Below are 17,657 nucleotides of genomic sequence, written 5' to 3' on the forward strand. Positions count from 1 at the left end.
AAGCATGATTCAACACCTATTCAGGACAGACTGTGCGGCCTTCGAGATGACAAAGCAAATTGCACCTACGCTGGATAGCGCCTCGTTCACTTGCCCACACTGCGGCGCTCACGCGAATCAGACTTGGCTTCAACTGAGCACGGGAAAAGGTCCCCTCTTAAGGACGACGGGCGCTCGGATCAGCCCGGATCGCGAACCGTCAATTTTTGGGTCCGGTTCTGGGAACTACAACCTAGAGTTTTTGCAAAACGTGAACCTAACCAAGTGCTTTAGCTGTGAGCGCATGGCGGTCTGGGTCTTCGACAAAATTGTTTGGCCGGCAACTTCCTCACTCATAACTCCGCACGAAGATATGCCCCCAGACGTGCGGCTCGATTTTTTGGAAGCCGTCGCTATCGTCGACACTTCACCACGGGGTGCGGCAGCGTTACTTCGACTCGCTGTAGAGAGGCTCATGCCTCACCTCGATGCCAAAGCAAAAAACATCAACGCGAGTATCGGTCTGCTCGTCGCCAAGGGCCTCGATCCTAGGATACAGAAGGCGCTCGACGTCTTGCGGGTAATCGGAAACGAAGCAGTTCACCCCGGCCAAATTGATCTCAATGATGATAAAGCCACCGCGCTAAAGTTGTTCGATTTGGTCAACCTTATAGTGCAGGCGCTGATCTCGACTCCGAAGCAAATAAACTCAATGTTCGACGCACTCCCTCAGAACGCTTTGGATGGAATTCAGAAGCGCGATGGCAATGCAGGCAAGCAATGAACCGCGCAACTGCGACTGAATTTCTAAGCCGGGATGGAAGCGCGGGTTTCGCAATACGCGTGGTGTAAAGCACGGGTCGGTTCAGCAAAACACAGTGGTCAGGCAAGGGCATTAGATGGCTAATGAAGTCGTACCGGCAACAGGTAGCTTCCTCGACGAACTAAACCTTCCGAAAATCGTAGCGGGTCCGGCAGGTGAAGCTATCTCGCGTTTGATCGGTGGTGCTGTCGATATTCCTGCTGCGTGGCTCGCACAAGTCGCGCAGGGTATCAAGGACAAAACCGAGGCGAAGACGGTTGTAAGTAAGGCCGTTGCTGATGCTGCCGCAAGCATCGCTTGGAATGATCCAGAGGTCATCCAGCGTGCAGCTCACTCCTTGCTGGCGAAGGAGTTGCGTCACCAAACAAATCGCGAAGCGATCGCAAGGAAGGCAATCGAATACCTTGCTGACGAGCCCACGGAACAAACGGCTAAGCCGGACGACGACTGGCTTAATGTCTTTGAACGCTACGCGGAGGATGCCTCGTCGGAGCGACTTCAGGATATATGGGGACGCATTTTCGCGGGTGAATTGCGACGCGCAAAGACATTCTCTCTACGAACGCTGCGCTTCGTTTCGGAATTGGATGAAAGCGTCGTCAATCAATTTGAGAAGTGGTCTGCAAGGGTTGTGGATTTTGACTCCATCCCTTTTCCGCCGACTCAAGGAGTCGAGTTCAGCGAGCTACTTCATTTGCAGGATTGTGGCCTTGTTACAGGCGTGGGCAGTACCCTGCATAAGAAGTTCGACTTAAATAAAGTGCCTGAAGGTCAGCGCGTACCTCTTCGATTCGGCTTCAGACACTTTGCAGTAATCGTCCTCATTGAGCCACCGTTTGAGTTTCAAATTCCAAATTTATTCCTTACGAGTATTGGGCGCGAGATATACTCCATAACTCGCACCACGACAAAACTCGAAACAGTCAGAGCGTTTGTTGAACAATTTCCGAAGAACCATGTTGATCAAATTTTGATTGCTGACTTGGGAAATAACAACCAAACCGAAATATGCTGGTCGAAGTCGCCGTGAACAGCCCACTTGCGGCTAGCAATCTACCCTACCCACGGTGCTGAGCGCGTGCCGCTTTCCACTCTTCGAGAGCGCTCATTCCCTTCATCTCGCTCTGGATGCCGGAAGCCCTATCCAGCCACACGTCAATCGCCTTGCGGTCCCATCGCTGCGTGCCTGGGATAGGGCCTGGTACGATGCCCTTTTGAATCCAGTCGTCAAACGCCGCCTCAGTGCGGCAGCCGCAATAGGCTGCCGCTTCCTCTTTCGTGAGGCCGCGAGGAACGATTTGGTCGAGTCGCAACATCTTAGCTTGGCCGGTTGCTCGGGACGCTCTTGGAAGCTTCGACGAAAGCGCGCCCTACGTCTCCTAGTTCGGGGCCGAACTCAATCTCCAACCGTCCGCTTTGCGTTTTGCGAACACTGACTAGATGACGGCGGCCTTCGTCGAGAGCAGAGGCTAGCTTCTCTTGCATTTGCTCTGCGCTTAGATTTCGTCCCCACACATGCCTCGTAACAACCAGCTCCATCAGACGAACTAGGTCGTCTCGATGACAGTCCGGGAAATCTGCCACGGGCACTCCTGTAGCCACTCAAACACATGCTCAAGACTGTAAGGCTTTTCGACTTCAAGCCCGCCCGGCTCTTCTGGGCCTTCAACCAGAACGAACGAACCGCAGGGCTTTCGAACCATGCGGTCTACAAGCTCCTGTTTGATCCCGAAACAGAAGTAACGACGTGTTGCTATTGTGATGTCTTGCATTGCGTCTGCCCAAATGGAGGGCCTGTTGGCGCAGGCCGCTCCCCCTGTTTGCAAATCAATTTCGGCTCAGTGAGTGTGTCACAACGTTTGTAAGGACGCAACCGGCGCGTGTTATATGACAGTCCTGACAACCTGACAGCATTTAGCCGTTGCGAAGCTCAGTCTTGCAGAACGATCAGGGCCGTCAGAGAGCTTCGAACGGCTCGCTAATTCTCGGATAGCGCGTCTTCAACACCCGCAAACGATGCAGGCCTAACGCCCTTTCGAGCATAAGCTCTCCGCAACACTTCATCAGAATACGGATAGTGCGAGCGGGAATATCCGCACGTCGTGATGCTGCCCAAGTCAGATGGGGCAAGATGCTGTCTGGCAACTCGTCTGTCAGCCGCAGCACGTCGATTGCGTCTTTGCACTGCCGAAGTCGCGCGAGCGAATGAACCAAGATGTCGGGTATATCGGCCTCGACGGCCGCGGTGCGCGGCCGTGATCGGGGAAAGTCAATGACACCCATCACTCTTTCGCCCTTCCGAGCTGCACGACGTGCACGCAAATGCGGGCAACGCTGTCGGGCTTTATGTCCGTGACTTCGAACACTTCGCCCGTGCGGCAGAGCTGTACGCGGTAGCCCTGCAAGATCGGCCAGGGCAACGCGTTGCGATCGAACTCGAAGACGGGCTTGCGAGTCGAGATGAGAGGACTCAACTCGATCCCGCCGGCAACTCTTCCGGCGCTCTTTAAGGTCGTCTCGGCCTTCGCCATGAACACGGCTATAACCGTGACTGCCTTGTCAGGCTCGGGTGTACCTGGGAAATTCGGCTTACCCTTGATGATGGGCGTAACCGTCACCGGCTCGCCCATCGTCTCGTCGATCGCGGCGGACACGTCTTGCATGCCCGCGCGCCAATCGCTGGTTTCTGGAAACAAAGTCATCCTTAGTTCGCTCCCGCTGATGCGTGTCCGCCAGAGCTTACAGCTCCCGCCATGCTAGGCTTCGTTCCGTTATCGCCAGGGCCTTGCATACTCGTGCCGAGACGGCCGTTAAGCGCCATGTTCGCGACGCTTTCGGCGCGCTTGACGACGGATTCCAGATACGCTGTCGGGCGAACGTCCACCGCGATATTCGCGTGAAGCTCGGCCTGACCGCTCACGGTCCCCTGAACGTCAACCTGCGTCGATGTTTTGCCTGGGTCGCCAAAGCCCTTCGAAGGCTTCGTGTCGCCGAGCACGGTTGAGTCCTGCCAGCCTCCCGACTTGCCGATTTCGGCGCCGCCGAGATTGTTGCTCGTATCGGCGTCAAGCGTCACGCGCTTCCGCCGATTGTACGGGACGGTATCGCGACCCCATGTTGCCGGCCCCATTGCAAAGCGTCGACGCCGCTCAAGGTCTGCTTCACTGCCCGGCGTTACGTCATCCCGCGTTGCCCACTCTTCGACGTGAGGCCACGCGATCTCGGCGACCTGCCATGCGGCAATCGCAGCCACTGGCCCCAGCGTGGCACCAAGCGCGGCGGCCCCGGTTTTGAAGACCATGCCCTTCCCCGAACTGCCCAACACGCCCGGCTTTCCGGCCTTCCCCCCTGGTACGCCAGGCACCCCGCCTGCCAACGCCAAGGCCTCCAAGGCAACCGCCGCTTGTCCTGCGGAGGCCGCGAGCGAATTGACGTTGAGCAGGAACTTCCCGAATGCAACGGCCATGCCGCCGCCCGCCGCAACGGTCGCGACGCCCGCGAAGATGCCTGCCGCCTTCTGTACCTCGGGGCTCAGATTTGTGAAGGCAGACGCAACGGCCGTTGCCCCGTTTGCCAAAGGCGTAAGCCAACCGTCGTTCGCCTGAACCATCGTGTTTCGCAGTGCTTCGAACGAAGCGGTAAGCCTTTCGGTTGCCGCCGCTAGGCCTTCATTCATCTTGTTGGCGACGTTCTGAGCAAACCCGTCCGCGTGCGCAAGGTCTCCCTTTGCCTCGTTGTAATGCTCGGCGTTCTGCATCAACGCCACGCCTCGCGCGCCTTGTTTGTCGCCAAGGAATCCCTGCATCAACATCGGATTGCCGGTGGCAATAACGGCATCCATCAAGGCACCGCCGCGAAAGCCCGACTTCGTGAAGTCGAAATATTCGTTAGCCGCTTGAACCAGGTGCTTCCGGTCGGTCTCTGATAGCTTTTCACCGTCTCCGGTTCGCGCCTTGACGACAGCCTTAGCGAACTTTCCTCGGTCGGCCAGTATTTCGCCGCCGTTTTCTTCAAGCTCCTTGTTGAGTGCGGCGATTGCTCCCGAGCTGAGGCTCTTGCCGAACTGCCGGGCAAACTTGTCGCTCAGCCCTTCGCCCGATACGGTCCCGTGGGTCGCGTATTCGTCGATATTGATTCCGTTCTGCGCAAGAATCTCCCGGCCCTTACGCGTCGGCGCCATCTCGCGGGCGTATAACTGACGAGCGAACACGCCGCCCTCTGACCCCACGATGCCGGCGCGTCGCAGTGCCATGCCCATAGCGAGATTCTGCTCCGGCGAAATGTTGACTGCGTTTGCGGCTGCCGCGCTGTACTTCGTATATTCAAGAACGTCCTCGAACGTCATGTTAGATTTCTTGGTAGCCGCAGCGGCAAGGTCGTTTAGGTGCGTGGCCTTTCGCTGAGCGTCTGCGGGGTTATCGAAGTGAACGCCATATTGACTTATCATCGACTCCATAAGCTCGGCGTTCTGTTCGGGCGTAACACCCATAGCCCGCGCGCCAACAGCGGTTGGCGTAGTGATCGCGACGTTAGTGGCCGCGTCGTACTTCAAGCGCCCAAAGGTCTCTTGTGCTTTCTGCGTCGCCTCGACGTTGGCCCCGTACGTTTTAGCCAGCTCGTTTTGCTGCTTGCGCAAAGCCACCATGTCTTTGTCGCTGTAGCCGGTGCGGGCTTGAATAGCCCGGTCTTCGCGAAGGTACGGCAGAGATTCCTTGATCGCCTCGATACCCCCGTGAACTACCCTAGAGGCAGCGTACCCGGCCACGGTAGCGGCGATGGCTTTATGCGCGGAATGGATTTGATGCAGTACGCCGAGATGACCCTTCGCCGCGAGGGTCGCTTGATTGAGGCCGGCAGCATACTTGCCGCCGACGCCCCCGTCGAATGCTTCGCCCGCAAGCTTCTGCGCTTGCTTGAGCGTTGCCATTAGCTCGCGGACTTTTGGCGAAGCTAAATCGGTCGCGCTGATGACGGCTGTCACCGAAGGGTTTGACATAGTGCCCCCTTTACTTCTTTCTGTGTTGCTCGCGGTACGCGTCGAGGTCCGCGAACATGTCCGCATATTTGGTTAGCTTTGGCAGCCTCATGGACTCGACGCTGCGCACGTCGAGCCCACGGTCGCTGATTAACGCTGCGATCAGGCGACGGGCTGCTTTGAAGGGTTTTTGTCGGGCACCGCCGTCAGGATCATGTTAGCGGCAACGCCGCGTAGCCTCATGAAGTCGGAAGCCGACATATCGGCGAGAAGCAAATCGTCGATACCGGTCATATCGCTGAGGAATTGCATCATAGCCTTATTGTTGAAAACGAACTCGAAGCCCTCTTGCTCGCCGTTCTCGTTCTTGATCGGCTTTAGTTGGAACGGATCGTTGTACTTGACGAGCGCGCCAGCGCGCGGCGCTTTGAGCTTCAGTTCGGTGACGTCGCCGTCGTGCGTCTTGAGCGGGAAGGAAAGTGAGAACGTGTCGGACATAGTAGTGATCCTCTCTGCGGGACGTTGGGGTTAGACGCTCTTCGGAAGCATCTTGTCGGTGTCGACGCCGAGCTGAGTAAATAGGCGATGCAGCGGCGTGCCGACGGTTTCGTGGGTGTCCAGGGCGAGTTTCAGCGTCTTAGCTTCCTGGGTGTAGCCCTTGCCGTTCGTCATCAGCGCGCCGAGCCTAATCTCTGCGAGCCGCTTCAGTCGCGAAGGGTCTATGCCATTAAGCGACGGCGCGGCGGCCTTGGCCTTGCCGTTGGAGTACCCGTTGTTGCGGTTCACGGCGGCCATGCTGTTCGCGATCTCGGCCAAGCGTGCTGCCTTCGGGTCTGTGTCGGTCGTCATGGTGGTTTCGTCCTGGGGTTGTTCGTTGGTTTCGACAGGCAGCCCTCTAAGGAAGGCCTTCGCCTGTTCGATGGACAGTGTGTCCTCAGTTCGGTTGGTGAGAAGCTCGGCGGTCGCGGCCGGTCGCTGCAACGCTTCCGGCAAATTCGAGATGACAGCGCGCCAACTCGGCGCGGCGTTCGAGCTACCCCTATGGCCCGGCGTCTCAATCTTGAATCCTGCCCTTACCGCTTCTTTGCGGTCCAGGATTACACCCCGGGCGGCAATTACCCGCTCTGCGTCATGTTGAAGAGGCGCGGCGCTCTTCGCGTGATCGGGCCATGAAACGATAGAAGCACCCTCGATTGTCCTTAATCGATCACGGCTCTCGTAGAGCAGTTCGCTGCCGTCCGGCCTAACATATCGCCCGTGCACTGTCGGGTGAGCCCAATATTCTCTGGTCATGGTGGTTGATCCTTCAGTAGCGGAAACGTCTGTGATGCCGGTGACGCGCTCCGACTTGAACAGCGTGGCCCGTGGCTCCCTCACATATGGCCTCAAGCCTACGCACTTCCCTTTGCAGGGTCTTTGCGTCGGAGCGATGCCAGGTCACCCATTGGTCCCCGTTCCTCACCTCGGCCCGCGCCTGTCCGGCGAGTAGCTGATAGTAGGCGGCCCGCAACTGAGGCAGCATAGCGCAAGGGTTGTCGACAGCGGGAGGAGTGCCCCCGCCGTTCGGTGTGCAATTCGTCATGTCGTCAGTCCTTTTGCGACGCGTCGTCTTCAGCCGTGAAGTCGTCGCGATTCTTCGGTAGCGGGTATGGAAGCCCGGCCGCCTCTAGTTGCTCGCGCTCCGCTTTGCGCTGCGCGACGACTTCCTCGAAGTCCAATCCGCGCTCGCCAAGCTTTGCTTCCAGCGTCGACAGGCCGTTCTCGACTTCGAGAATGTCAGCTTGTGCCGCCTTCAGCGGATCGGCTACCGGCTTGCCTTCACCGCGCCACACGGCCGCGCTATAGGCGTCCGATGCTTCCCAGAATGCGGGCGCGCCCTTCGGGAGCTTGATGCGTCCCGTCTCGCAGGCTTCCTCTAACCATGCGGTAAACGCCGCCTTGTAGAAGGGCTCAACGATCGCAGCACGCCTGCGCTTGTTGATGCGCCAGGGCAGCTCTTGAGCCAGACGCGAAGCACTGAACGACGTTTGACTGTAGTCGCCGCTCACGTCCTCGGCGCTGCTACCGGCCGCCTTCGCCGCTTCACGGCTTAAGCTCTTGTCGAAGGCATCGTACGTTGAATTGGGCGACTGTGTCCGGTGCATGACGAGCTTGTCGCCTTTCATCATGTGGGTGACGACGCCCGGCGTTAGGTTGATCTTCACGGCTTCATAGTACGCCGCGCGAGCCGCCGCCCAATCATCAGGCGAAACGCCCGCAGGTGCGTTTCCGCCTAACGGGTCATCAGCCATAAGCGACTTCAATGCCGTGTTGCGGTCGAGGTCTGACTCTACGGTCGTCGCTACCATTGACTGCACGAGCGCCTGCGCGAGCGCGAACTCCCGAAGTGTTGACTTCGAGTGCGCGGGCGTGAGTGCAGCGGCCAAAGGCGACACGCCGCGAATCTGCCCGGCTGCAATCAGGTCGAAGACATGCCCGACGCGGGTGCGGCCCCACGAAGTGCGCGCCTTGACGAAGATAGCCTGCGGCGAAGTGCTGATGTTGCCAAGCACGAAGGGCCGAATCCAAAAGCCTTCAAGCCGCCCGTTCTTGTCGAACTGCACGCCCTGAAGAATGCTGCCCCCGTTGTTGCCTTCGGCAACGCGGCTAATGGACTGATCGAGCTGACGGCTATCAAGCAGGTTGACTTTCGTGCGCGTCGTCGCTCCGGCGATTTTCTTCCAGTCGAGCAGGAAGACGGACTCGCCTGTCAGCAAGTAGCTTTTGTAAACGGCGGTCGCGAGCTGATGCAGCGTGTGTCGGCCAGAGGCGTCGCACTCGAAAGCGTTACCGGCCCATGCGGCCCATGCTGTTTCGATTGCGTGCGACAGCTCTTGGCTTGCTTCCTTCGAGATGCCGAGCGCCGCATAGTTCGGCCGCGACGACAGCGTGAGTCCGTTGCCGACTGCGTATACACTAAAGCCCTCTACCAAGGCCGCGACGATCGGATTCGAAAAGAGCAGGTCGAGATTGATCGCCGAGACGAGTGCACGCTCCCTGCTAATCTCACTGCCCGGCGTGCCCCAATGCCAGCCTCCGAGATATCCGGCCGTAAACGTGCTTGCGCCATTGTAGCGCGCCCACACGAGTGACTGGCTGCGCCCGTCAGTGGAATCCATGATGCCCGCTTGCGGCGATGCCACGTCGACAGGCGTGAGCGCTATCGGCTCTATGCGCTCTGTAGGACTCGAAGCCGTTGAGCCCCACAGTCCTTTGAACTTATCCATGATGCCCATGTTGGGTTAGTCCTTCGCGGGAAGGCCCTGCGCGCGGCGTCTCTCACTGTTGAACGCCGCCATGTTGGTTTCGATCTCTTTGAGCCGCGCGGCCTTCGGGTCGTTCGACACGTCGAGCGTTGCGGCGCTCAGTCCGATCGGACCTTGCGCATCCATGGCTTGTAGGTAGGGGTTGGCGGCCGGCGCTTCGGCCAGGATGCCGCGCGCCGCGTCGGCGTCGAGCGCCGAGTAGAGTGCAAGCTTTTGGGCCATCGCCGGGTTGCGCTTGCCCTCGGGGCTTTCGAGAATGGCTGCAATGCGCAGGCGTTCGCTTGCAATCGCTGCGTTGTCGTCACCGCTCACAGCGGCGAGAGCGACGGGCTTGATACGTCTGGTCATGGTGGTTTACCTCGTATGTTGAGAGAGCGCAGCCAAGCGTTTGGCTGACTCCGCGAACGTGGGTTTAGGTGTGGTTGGTGCGGGCGGCTTGTGCGCAGTCTGCGCTTCGTTAAGAGCCTTCGCGATGGTTGTCGCGTAGACCAAGCAATCTAGCGGCTCGTTACGTTTCACCGTGCGGTGATACTCATAACGCGGCGAGCCCTTGACGTAGCGAACGCGCAACTCTTCGGACGCAAGGCCCTCGAAGTAATCGGTGTCGAGATGATCGGGCAAACGAATGAAGCCCGGCCCGGAGTCCAGTGCTAAAGCCTTTTGTACCGACAGCTTGACCGTATCGACGCCAACGATCAGCAATCCCATCTGGCCCTTGAGACGGCCGCCACGCACAAGTGGCAAGCGATCGAAGCCGCCTCGGCCTTTCACGGCGTAGACGGCACGCGACTTCCGGCGCTGCGCCTGTACGAACTTCACTACCTGATCGGCGCTGAAGCCCGAGTCGACGGCGCAAATTCGAACGGGAAGCTTTCGGCCGTCGGTGGTGTCGAACGTCATGCCTAGCGCGGCGTCGAGTTGCATCCACACGGCATCGCCTGATGTATCACCCGGGAGCTTCAGATGGTTCAAAACCGTGAACGTCTGGTCGCTATGGTGCGCGAGATAAGTGCACTCAAGCCGATCTCCCTGTACGTCGACGCCAGCCGAAACGAACGCGATGCTCGCGGCGTACGGTTGCACGATGCGCTCGGCGCGCTGTTGTAGCTCGGAGGATGACAACTCGACTTCAGTGCCGGCGTCGTAGGTCTGGGCGAGCGTCGTATTGTAGAAAGCCTGCTTTTGCTCCGGTGTTTTCGCAGCCTCGAATTGCTGAGTCACTGCCGACAGCGAAGAGAACAACGAAGTAAGCTCTGTCAGGTGGTACGAACGAATGCCGGGCTCACCTGTGGCCGTTGCTTCCCATTTGCCTTGTTCTACCATCGCGCGGCGTTGCGCCTCGGTGTGCACCGCTCCGCACTCTTCGCACGCGAGATAGGCTGTCTCGGGTTTGCCCTGCTCCCAATGCAAATTCTCAAAGGCGATCGGCGAACAATGCGAGCAATCGGGACACGTGACGACGAAGCGTCGTTGATCTCCGCGCACAAACCACTGATTGATGCGCGAGCCTAGACGCGAGGTCGGCGTTGAGACGATGACGAGTTTTCGGCCCTTGCCTTCGAACGTCTTTGTTCGCTTCACCGCGAGAGCGATCGGGTCGCCTTCTGGGCCTGCGGACTGCGCGAAACGGTCGACTTCGTCGAGAAACAAAAACCGGATTGCGCGTGCGGCCAACTCGTCAGCTTTGAATGACGACGCGAAGTTTAATTGGCCGCCTGGGAAGGTCTTGGCGCTGACGTTGTTAACGCCGCCCGAACTTCCTTTGCGCGTGTTTTGCCCTGTTCCGACGATCTCGCGCAGCGCAGGCGACGACGCGACAAGCGGGTCGAAGCGCTCGCGCACGAACTCTTCGGATCGTGCGCCCGTTGGCGAAACGTGGAGCATCGGTCCAGGATCGGCCGCAATGCAGTGCCCCATGATGGCGTTGATGATCGTCGACTTGCCGGTCTGCGATGCCAGCATGAGCACGATGATTTCAACGTCGTCGTCAGCTATCGCATCGATAGGCTCGCGTTGATATGCGGTAAGCCGCAGCGGGCCAGGAATGGCGTTCGCCGAGCCCGGCAAGATGATTTGGCTTTCAGCGAAGGTGGTCGGCGCGATTATCGGCGGCGGCGCGAGCGAGCGCAGCCAGCCGCGCGCCAGCTCATGATCGATCATTACTGTCCCGGTGTCCCGTTTAGCTCAGCGCTTCAGCTTGCAGCGCGGCGAAAAATTTCTCTTCGTCGGCGAGCACACCAAGCACGTCGCGAACCTCGGCCTCAACGATGCGTGCGATCTCTCGCGCGTCTGTCTTACCCATGGCCTTGCTTGCGACGCGATGGCCTAACGCGAGTAGCGCGGTGCGAACCTCAGCGATGATACGCGCGCCCGTCGCTGTGACGGCGTCGCGGTCGACTAGGCTTCCTTCAAGCTTGGCGTTCTGTAATTCGAGCTTGCGCGCCCGATGCAACTCGGCCTGCGCTCTGGCCTCGGCGTACGCGTTGCTACTGCCCTCGCCTCTGCCGCTCGCGGCGTGGCCTATAACCTTGGCGGTGTCGGCAATCGCGGTGACAGCCTCAACGGCGTTGTCGAAGTCCGCTTCGGCTTGCGCCTCGGTGATATCGGAAGCTGCTAGCGCGCGGCGCACGGTGGCTTGATCGAGGCCCGCGTCGTCTGCAAGCCTGCGTATGATTCCCTTGGGCCTGCCCATCGTCGTTCTCTGCTATTGAAAATGTTGGCGTTTTGAGCGCGAAAAGTGCGGCAGCGTGCCGCTCGGCGTGCGCGGGGGTGCCTGAAGGGGACCCGAGCGCTTTGCGGCTGACGTGGCGTGAACGGCACATGGCATGTGCCTTTGGCACCTACAGACAGCCGCCCCTTGCATCGCCCGCGCGCCTTGGGCTCGGCTGCGTCTTCCGTGCGCGAAGCACGCGGGACAATGCGGGGTAGGCGCGCACTCGCGAGCACTATGGCTCGGCGTGCCGCCTATCGGTGAATGGTGCGCGCCACGCCCACACGTGATGACTCGCCTAATCATCCGTTGGGGCGTGGCGCGGCTTTACGCACGCGCTTGCGATCGGCACGGCTTCAATGTGACTGTCGACGGTGCGCCACTGAAGCCGCGCTACGCGCGCTGTGCGATCTCCTGTTGTGTTTAGTCGTCGCTGTCGGCGGGGGCGCTATAAGGCAGGCCCTCGGCAACGAGCTGTTTGGCGATCTCGACAGGCAGTCGTTCGGCCAATTGCTTCTCCGCTTCCTTCTGCCACGCGATGCGCGCTGCGCCGTCGTCTTGTCCCATCGCGGTGTTGGGCATTTCAGCATACAGGCCTTTGATAGGCAGCCGTGATACGCCAGGCTTTCTTACCGCAACGAACGTGCCTCCGTTCGCGTGTACCAGGAAGGCGTTCTTCACATTGAGGGACGCACTGCGGCCACCCGTTACCCTGAATGTGCTCGCTCGCAAGCCAGCTCCGCGACTAACCTTCGCGCCTTTCGTGTTCATGATGCCAATGCGCAGCTTACTCGCGGTGAACGAGGCGCTCAGCGAGCCTTGCGTCGTGCGCTTCACCTTTGAGACGCCCGGCTTGATGCGCGCCGCAGGAACGCCCGCGTCTTGCGCGATGATCTTGAGAGCTACCTTGCGCGCGGCAGTTGCGGATTTATCAACAGCTCGGCGAATGGCATTCTTGAGTCCGCGCGCGCTGAGAACTGAAGCCCACTCTTCGAGCTGTCTTGTGTCGAGTTTAACTTCAAGCTGCATGATACTTCCTCGATACGTCTGCGCTGAGCGCGCTCTAATTCGAACTCGCTCAAAGCGCGTTGCTCTTGCGCGTTGCCCATCACTTCGAATCCCGTCGTCGCCAATTCCGCGAAGGCGGTCGTGGCGTTGGGCACGTCGGCCGCGAGTGCGGCATGCATGAACGCCAGCGCGTCAAGCATGATCGGTCTCGCTGGCGTCGGCGTCACAGGCAAACGACTTGTTGCCGTGGCCGCTGCGAATGAAGTTCACGGCCGTGTAGTGCGGGCCGTCGTGGCCGCTGCAAGCTGCATCAGCTCGGCCGATGACTGAGGCGAACAGTCCCGTCAGAGCTTCGACGGCGTCGGCAAGGCGCTCGGTTGCTTCGGTGAGGCGTCCGAGCTTTGCGTCGACAGCCAAGAGAAGCAGGTCGGTGACAGAGATGGTGGTTTCGGCCAGATCGTTCTCGGCCAAGGTGTCGGTGGACATAGGCGATAATCCTTGAGGCGTGCGGCGCTCAAAAGCACCCAATGAGGCGAAGGCAGGTCTGGCGATGCCAGGGCGAACCGCGCGGCCCCCGAAAGGCAAGGGGCTGCCTGCCAAGACGCTTCCCCTCGCTCAGCTTAGGTAAATCGGGCGGGTTGGTCTCCGCGCGGCGCGCTCTTTGGAGCCACCACGCGGGACCGCGAGAGGCCTGCATACCCCGCCGTAAATAAGCCCCTCGGTATAGTGCGAGAGCACAGGTCGAAAATCGCCAAATCTTGCAGTAGATCGGCAAAACTGAAGCTAGACCAAATACTTTGACAAACAGCGGTCTCGCGCGCGGGCGCATTGCGGGTGTTTGCCGGCTCTGGATGCCGGCCCCAACACTCGCGCCCGGCAGTCGGCAAGGCCGCAACCGCGAAGCCCTTCAGCTCTGTTGCCCCCGTGTTTGCTTAGTGCCCTGCTTCAGCCGTTCAGTCGCTCCGCAAACCCCCGCCCACAGCATGTCACCCCGTTCTAAAGAACGGGGGTGATCATGCATGATGATGGGAAATGGGTTGCATGATCATGCATGATCTCTGCATGATAATTCTAAGGCCCTGAAATCGTTAGACAATAATCATGCAGAGATCATGCAAAGATCATGCAGAGCGATCATGCACATGATCATGCAATGATCATGCAAGGCCCTTCGGCTGCATGATCATTGCATGATCGATTTTGTCCGTTTGTGTAGTCGTGTTTCGACCCCCGGCTGCCAGTCCTGCCTGCCCGACTGAGAGCCCTTTCGACCGAGCGCCCTTCGGCTGCCCGTCTTGTTGTCGCCCGATCTGACGGCCCGTAGCGCCCGCCCCGCTCGCCCCGGCTCTCATCTCCGTGGTTGCCGCCATCGCACCGTCGCGCGACTCGGTGAGGCTGTCAGCCGTTCGGCGATCAGGCGCTCAGCCGTGGGCTTCTGCGTTCGCTGCCGCCAGCCAGGCCGCTCGCACGGCTTTGGACGAGCGAGGAACGTGGGAGGGTCGGGCCTCTTGGCAAGCCAGGAATCGCCGTAGCTTTTTCCCGTGCCGTGTTGCTTCGAGTAGTACCTGCCAAACGAAAAGAGCGGCCCGGTTGCCCGCGCCGCTCCTCATTAACAGGGGCTGTCAGACTGCCAGCCTGTACGCCATTGACCTTCGGTTCTCACCTTCCCGCACAAGGTCGCCTCGCTCTACCAGCACGGCCAGCATTCGAGACACGGCCGACTCTTCGGTGATTGGCTTCAGGCCCCATCGCTCGCGGTCGATGTTGAGCGCCTTGTGTATGTCACGCCGCGTCAATCTGATCTCTCCGATAGTGCCGCCGCCTTCGTCGAGGATGCGTGTCACCTTATCCCGGATCACGCGTAGGGTTGCCTCAACGCGGTCGGAAGGATTGTCAGGCATCGGCACGTCGGTGTCGGTGTCATCGCCTTCAGTGACAAGCCCCATCGCGCCGCCGACTGCCGACTCGATAGCGATGATCACGGTGCGGTCCTCGCCTTCCTCGTCTTTGCCCACGACAACCGGGTGCAGCTTGTAACCGAAGTTCACCTTGCGCGGGTCGCCAACGCGGAATTTCTGCGCCGAGGCTTTGATCGTGCCGACGCCTGTCGACGTGTCCCGTGCGAGCAGCACAACGCCGTCGGTGTTGCCTTGGAACGCACCGTCGCCGCGCACTTCGTCCCCGGCTTTGGTCGGGTGATGCAACGCCGTCACGTTGGCGCCTGTCGCGTTGGCGATGCGCTGCATCGATCGCACGAACAGGCTCCCGTGCTCGCGATCGTTGCCGGGAAGAATGGCCTGAGCGACAGTATCGATAACAACCATCGCAACCGGCAGGCCAAGCTTTTTCGCAGTGTCGTTCGCAAGCTTGATGATGCTCTTCTCTTGCTCGGTTGCTTTGTCGCGTGGGTCGAACAGTGAGCAGTCGCCACGGTACAGAACGAAGCTCGGCTCGAACTGTCCTTCAGGCATATTCCGCTTACACCACGCGCGAATGCGGGACTGAACGTCCTTCGGGTTTTCGAGCGCGGCATAGACGACGATACCCTTCTCAACCTTCCGGTCACGCCACGGCATGCCGTGGGCGATGTGAAGGGCGATGTCCAAATAGACGGCGGTCTTGCCCGTGCCCCAGCGGCCCGCCGCAATGATGGTCGTATTGAAAGCCACGAAGTGCTTCACAACCCATTGCGTGTAGGTCTCCGGCTCGGCGAGCAAATCGGGAAGGTTGACGTAATCGATGCGTCCGCCCTTGGCGACCTTGGCGGCTTGCTTCTGCACGTTCCTTAGCTGCTCTTCGAGCGCGTCGACTAACAGTTCATCGCCTTCGAGGTCCGCGTTTGCAATCGCCGCTTCGAGGTGCTTGGTCAGCACGTCGAGCTTCGATAGCGCGGCCTCGCTCTCCGCGCGCTCTTCGGCCTCTTCAATGCCTTCGACGTTGCCGAACTTCACCCCCGTCGACGGCCCTTTGTCGTCAGGCTTGACGGAAGGCGCAGCCCGCTTGAAGTCGCGAACGATGTTGCGCCAGTTGTACTCACCGCCGTCAGGCGAAGGCTTTTCGTCTTCAACGAAGTCGCCCACGTCATCACGTGCGATCAGGATCGCGGCGAACTCCTCAACCGTAAGGCTCGGCCGCTCGGTCTTCAGCGCGACAGCTAGATTGAAGCGGATGTCTGAACGCGTTGCGTCATCCAGCGCGGCGCGCAGCTTGGGGTATCGGCCCGCGATCTCCTCAATGTCGAAACCGCCTTTAGATGGATCAAGCAAGTCGTCCCCGTCCGGCAAGTCCGCAACGCGCAGCGACGCGATGCCGTCCTGAACGTCCCGCTCCGACGTGGTGTTGCTCTCGTGCTCCGACTTGGCGCCGATCGCGTCCGAGATAAACGAAGGCACGGGAATCAGCGCGTTTTGCTTGTAGGCGGATATGAGCGCGTCGAGATTTTCCCGTGTGCCGTAGGCTCGGCCGTCGTGAATCCGAACCGACGCAGGCGCGATGACATACCCGCCAACGCCCTTAACATCGGACTCGCAGTCTCGCTTGAGGCGGCCCGCGCTACAGCCCCGCTCTTCATCGTTCTTGAAGTAGATGTGGCGGCCTTTGTTACGCGACGGCACGATGACAGCGCGTTCAGGGATGCCGCCATGCGGCTCACAGAAGGAGTCGAACAGCTCGACGCCGTTGCGAAGCACGCCGTTACGCGGCTTGATGTCGTTGTCTACGACGATAAGCCCCGCAGGCCCGCAAGAGATAGCGGCCAGCGCGTCGGGCTTCTCTCTAAACATGCGGCGCACTTCTTTGCGGTCCAGGGTGGCGCCGACGTGGAGCGTGTGAAATCGGTGCTTGTCGTAGAACGCCCGACGCGATGCTTCTTTCTCAGCCTCCGGTATCTCGGAGTCGAGTCGATTGTGCATCGTCGGGTACGGCCTCTTGGTCTCCGGGTTGGTGAGGAACACGGGAATGCCCGCCGCAATCAAATCGAGCGCTACTTGCTTGTTCAGCTCGCGAGTCTTGTCAATCCTTGCCTGCTCCCGTACCGCCTGTTCAGCGGCGGGAAGCTGGACAACGTTAGATTTGATCATTACGCCACTTCCGTGTCTTCAGTCGCCGTGAACTCAAATTCCATTTCGGCCAGTCCAGCCGCCCGCATCGTCGACAGCGCCATGTGGTACTTGTCGGCGTCTAGCAGCATCTGCCCTTTGTAGAACGTTGCCGGTACGATAAGCACGTAGGTAGCGCCATCGGAGTCCGTGAAGGTCGCGGTGGCTGTTCCGTGCTGGGGTGTATCGCTCATTGGTTCGACTCCAGTAACTCAAAAAGCGTAAGATCGGCGTCGCGATGCCGCGTCAAGTTATTGCAAGCGATGCGGCTTGCGGTGTCCGCGAGCTTCGCCACGCGATGCCGTTTAATTTTATCTGACAGCAAAACGTCGACAGGGCCGATGATCTCGAAGCTAGCGCCGATCATCTCTAAGAGCTTGTCAGCATGGCGCGCGGCCTTTGCGATTGCGAGCGCTTGCTCGCCGGTCCCATCAGCCACGATTTGCTTAATGAAGCCAAGCTGAGCGCCGAGGGTTCGCGCCAGGATCATGGCCGCACGTCTGAACGTCGTCGCCTCGGCGCCAAACGGCTGCGGCAGCACGAGCACGCGATGCACGTTGTACATCCGCTCGCCAAGCGCCCTTATGATTGCGTTGATGGCCCTTATCACGTCGTCGGGATCGGGCAGCGTATTCGATAGGTCTATGACCTCGCTCGCGCTGGTAGCCGCGGCGAAGGCTAGCGTCAAATCGTTGGCGACGATTAGGGTATGCTCGGCGTCGCGCCCGTGGATGGGTGTAAGTAACATGGTTAGGTCCTT

The 17,657-nt window shown here is 59.7% G+C and carries 16 protein-coding genes; 2 read left to right on the forward strand and 14 right to left on the reverse strand.

The features are described 5' to 3' along the window. Window positions 1–283: 283 nt before the first annotated feature. Complete coding sequence (locus tag OZ411_RS28680; RefSeq protein ID WP_282530659.1) at window positions 284–763, forward strand: DUF4145 domain-containing protein; 480 nt, start codon at window positions 284–286, stop codon at window positions 761–763. 115 nt (window positions 764–878) lie between these two features. After that, window positions 879–1,832: a DUF2806 domain-containing protein gene (locus OZ411_RS28685; protein WP_282530660.1), complete on the forward strand. Its 954-nt coding sequence runs from the start codon at window positions 879–881 to the stop codon at window positions 1,830–1,832. A 517-nt stretch (window positions 1,833–2,349) separates the two neighbouring features. Here the strand turns inward: OZ411_RS28685 and OZ411_RS28690 are convergent. The 14 genes from OZ411_RS28690 to OZ411_RS28755 all read right to left on the reverse strand — a co-directional run bounded on the left by OZ411_RS28690 (window position 2,350) and on the right by OZ411_RS28755 (window position 17,645). Continuing rightward, a complete protein-coding gene (locus tag OZ411_RS28690) occupies window positions 2,350–2,574 on the reverse strand; it encodes a hypothetical protein (RefSeq protein ID WP_282530661.1) in 225 nt (74 codons plus the stop codon). Window positions 2,575–3,084: 510 nt separating this feature from the next. Next, complete coding sequence (locus tag OZ411_RS28695; RefSeq protein WP_282530662.1) at window positions 3,085–3,456, reverse strand: hypothetical protein; 372 nt, start codon at window positions 3,454–3,456, stop codon at window positions 3,085–3,087. A gap of 50 nt (window positions 3,457–3,506) precedes the next feature. After that, on the reverse strand, window positions 3,507–5,798 hold the full coding sequence (locus OZ411_RS28700) for a phage tail tape measure protein (protein WP_282530663.1): 2,292 nt from the start codon (window positions 5,796–5,798) through the stop codon (window positions 3,507–3,509). A gap of 141 nt (window positions 5,799–5,939) precedes the next feature. Further along, the gene (locus OZ411_RS28705; RefSeq protein WP_282530664.1) at window positions 5,940–6,275 is read right to left on the reverse strand and encodes a phage tail assembly protein; all 336 of its coding nucleotides are present in this window, start codon (window positions 6,273–6,275) and stop codon (window positions 5,940–5,942) included. 30 nt (window positions 6,276–6,305) lie between these two features. Continuing rightward, the gene (locus OZ411_RS28710; RefSeq protein WP_282530665.1) at window positions 6,306–7,070 is read right to left on the reverse strand and encodes a hypothetical protein; all 765 of its coding nucleotides are present in this window, start codon (window positions 7,068–7,070) and stop codon (window positions 6,306–6,308) included. A gap of 293 nt (window positions 7,071–7,363) precedes the next feature. Beyond that, window positions 7,364–9,052: a phage portal protein gene (locus OZ411_RS28715; RefSeq protein ID WP_282530666.1), complete on the reverse strand. Its 1,689-nt coding sequence runs from the start codon at window positions 9,050–9,052 to the stop codon at window positions 7,364–7,366. Between the two features lie 6 nt (window positions 9,053–9,058). Beyond that, window positions 9,059–9,394 carry a hypothetical protein gene (locus OZ411_RS28720; RefSeq protein WP_282530667.1) on the reverse strand — a complete coding sequence of 112 codons (336 nt, stop codon included), beginning with the start codon at window positions 9,392–9,394 and terminating at the stop codon, window positions 9,059–9,061. A 42-nt stretch (window positions 9,395–9,436) separates the two neighbouring features. Further along, window positions 9,437–11,242 carry a terminase gpA endonuclease subunit gene (locus tag OZ411_RS28725; protein ID WP_282530668.1) on the reverse strand — a complete coding sequence of 602 codons (1,806 nt, stop codon included), beginning with the start codon at window positions 11,240–11,242 and terminating at the stop codon, window positions 9,437–9,439. A 19-nt stretch (window positions 11,243–11,261) separates the two neighbouring features. Continuing rightward, window positions 11,262–11,774 carry a hypothetical protein gene (locus OZ411_RS28730; RefSeq protein WP_282530669.1) on the reverse strand — a complete coding sequence of 171 codons (513 nt, stop codon included), beginning with the start codon at window positions 11,772–11,774 and terminating at the stop codon, window positions 11,262–11,264. 441 nt (window positions 11,775–12,215) lie between these two features. Beyond that, window positions 12,216–12,821, reverse strand: coding sequence for a hypothetical protein (locus OZ411_RS28735; protein ID WP_282530670.1), 606 nt, complete (start codon window positions 12,819–12,821; stop codon window positions 12,216–12,218). Window positions 12,822–12,992: 171 nt separating this feature from the next. Next, entirely contained in the window at window positions 12,993–13,286 is a 294-nt protein-coding gene (locus OZ411_RS28740; RefSeq protein WP_282530671.1) for a hypothetical protein, read from the reverse strand. Between the two features lie 1,136 nt (window positions 13,287–14,422). Beyond that, entirely contained in the window at window positions 14,423–16,879 is a 2,457-nt protein-coding gene (locus OZ411_RS28745; RefSeq protein ID WP_282530672.1) for an AAA family ATPase, read from the reverse strand. Further along, window positions 16,879–17,091 carry a hypothetical protein gene (locus OZ411_RS28750; RefSeq protein WP_282530673.1) on the reverse strand — a complete coding sequence of 71 codons (213 nt, stop codon included), beginning with the start codon at window positions 17,089–17,091 and terminating at the stop codon, window positions 16,879–16,881. The genes OZ411_RS28745 and OZ411_RS28750 overlap by 1 nt, the downstream gene beginning before the upstream one ends. Then, window positions 17,088–17,645, reverse strand: coding sequence for a hypothetical protein (locus OZ411_RS28755; protein WP_282530674.1), 558 nt, complete (start codon window positions 17,643–17,645; stop codon window positions 17,088–17,090). The genes OZ411_RS28750 and OZ411_RS28755 overlap by 4 nt, the downstream gene beginning before the upstream one ends. Window positions 17,646–17,657: the final 12 nt, after the last annotated feature.

The sequence above is a fragment of the Bradyrhizobium sp. Arg237L genome, from assembly GCF_029990105.1.
Lineage (GTDB): Bacteria > Pseudomonadota > Alphaproteobacteria > Rhizobiales > Xanthobacteraceae > Bradyrhizobium.

What these genes read in the sequence shown, in the direction of transcription:
- OZ411_RS28735 (WP_282530670.1), bottom strand. Translation starts at nt 12,821, where the DNA reads ATGCAGCTTGAAGTTAAACTCGACACAAGACAGCTCGAAGAGTGGGCT.
- OZ411_RS28710 (WP_282530665.1), bottom strand. Translation starts at nt 7,070, where the DNA reads ATGACCAGAGAATATTGGGCTCACCCGACAGTGCACGGGCGATATGTT.
- OZ411_RS28745 (WP_282530672.1), bottom strand. Translation starts at nt 16,879, where the DNA reads ATGATCAAATCTAACGTTGTCCAGCTTCCCGCCGCTGAACAGGCGGTA.
- OZ411_RS28680 (WP_282530659.1), top strand. Translation starts at nt 284, where the DNA reads ATGGCGGTCTGGGTCTTCGACAAAATTGTTTGGCCGGCAACTTCCTCA.
- OZ411_RS28725 (WP_282530668.1), bottom strand. Translation starts at nt 11,242, where the DNA reads ATGATCGATCATGAGCTGGCGCGCGGCTGGCTGCGCTCGCTCGCGCCG.
- OZ411_RS28715 (WP_282530666.1), bottom strand. Translation starts at nt 9,052, where the DNA reads ATGGGCATCATGGATAAGTTCAAAGGACTGTGGGGCTCAACGGCTTCG.
- OZ411_RS28700 (WP_282530663.1), bottom strand. Translation starts at nt 5,798, where the DNA reads ATGTCAAACCCTTCGGTGACAGCCGTCATCAGCGCGACCGATTTAGCT.
- OZ411_RS28730 (WP_282530669.1), bottom strand. Translation starts at nt 11,774, where the DNA reads ATGGGCAGGCCCAAGGGAATCATACGCAGGCTTGCAGACGACGCGGGC.
- OZ411_RS28740 (WP_282530671.1), bottom strand. Translation starts at nt 13,286, where the DNA reads ATGTCCACCGACACCTTGGCCGAGAACGATCTGGCCGAAACCACCATC.
- OZ411_RS28705 (WP_282530664.1), bottom strand. Translation starts at nt 6,275, where the DNA reads ATGTCCGACACGTTCTCACTTTCCTTCCCGCTCAAGACGCACGACGGC.
- OZ411_RS28685 (WP_282530660.1), top strand. Translation starts at nt 879, where the DNA reads ATGGCTAATGAAGTCGTACCGGCAACAGGTAGCTTCCTCGACGAACTA.
- OZ411_RS28755 (WP_282530674.1), bottom strand. Translation starts at nt 17,645, where the DNA reads ATGTTACTTACACCCATCCACGGGCGCGACGCCGAGCATACCCTAATC.
- OZ411_RS28690 (WP_282530661.1), bottom strand. Translation starts at nt 2,574, where the DNA reads ATGCAAGACATCACAATAGCAACACGTCGTTACTTCTGTTTCGGGATC.
- OZ411_RS28750 (WP_282530673.1), bottom strand. Translation starts at nt 17,091, where the DNA reads ATGAGCGATACACCCCAGCACGGAACAGCCACCGCGACCTTCACGGAC.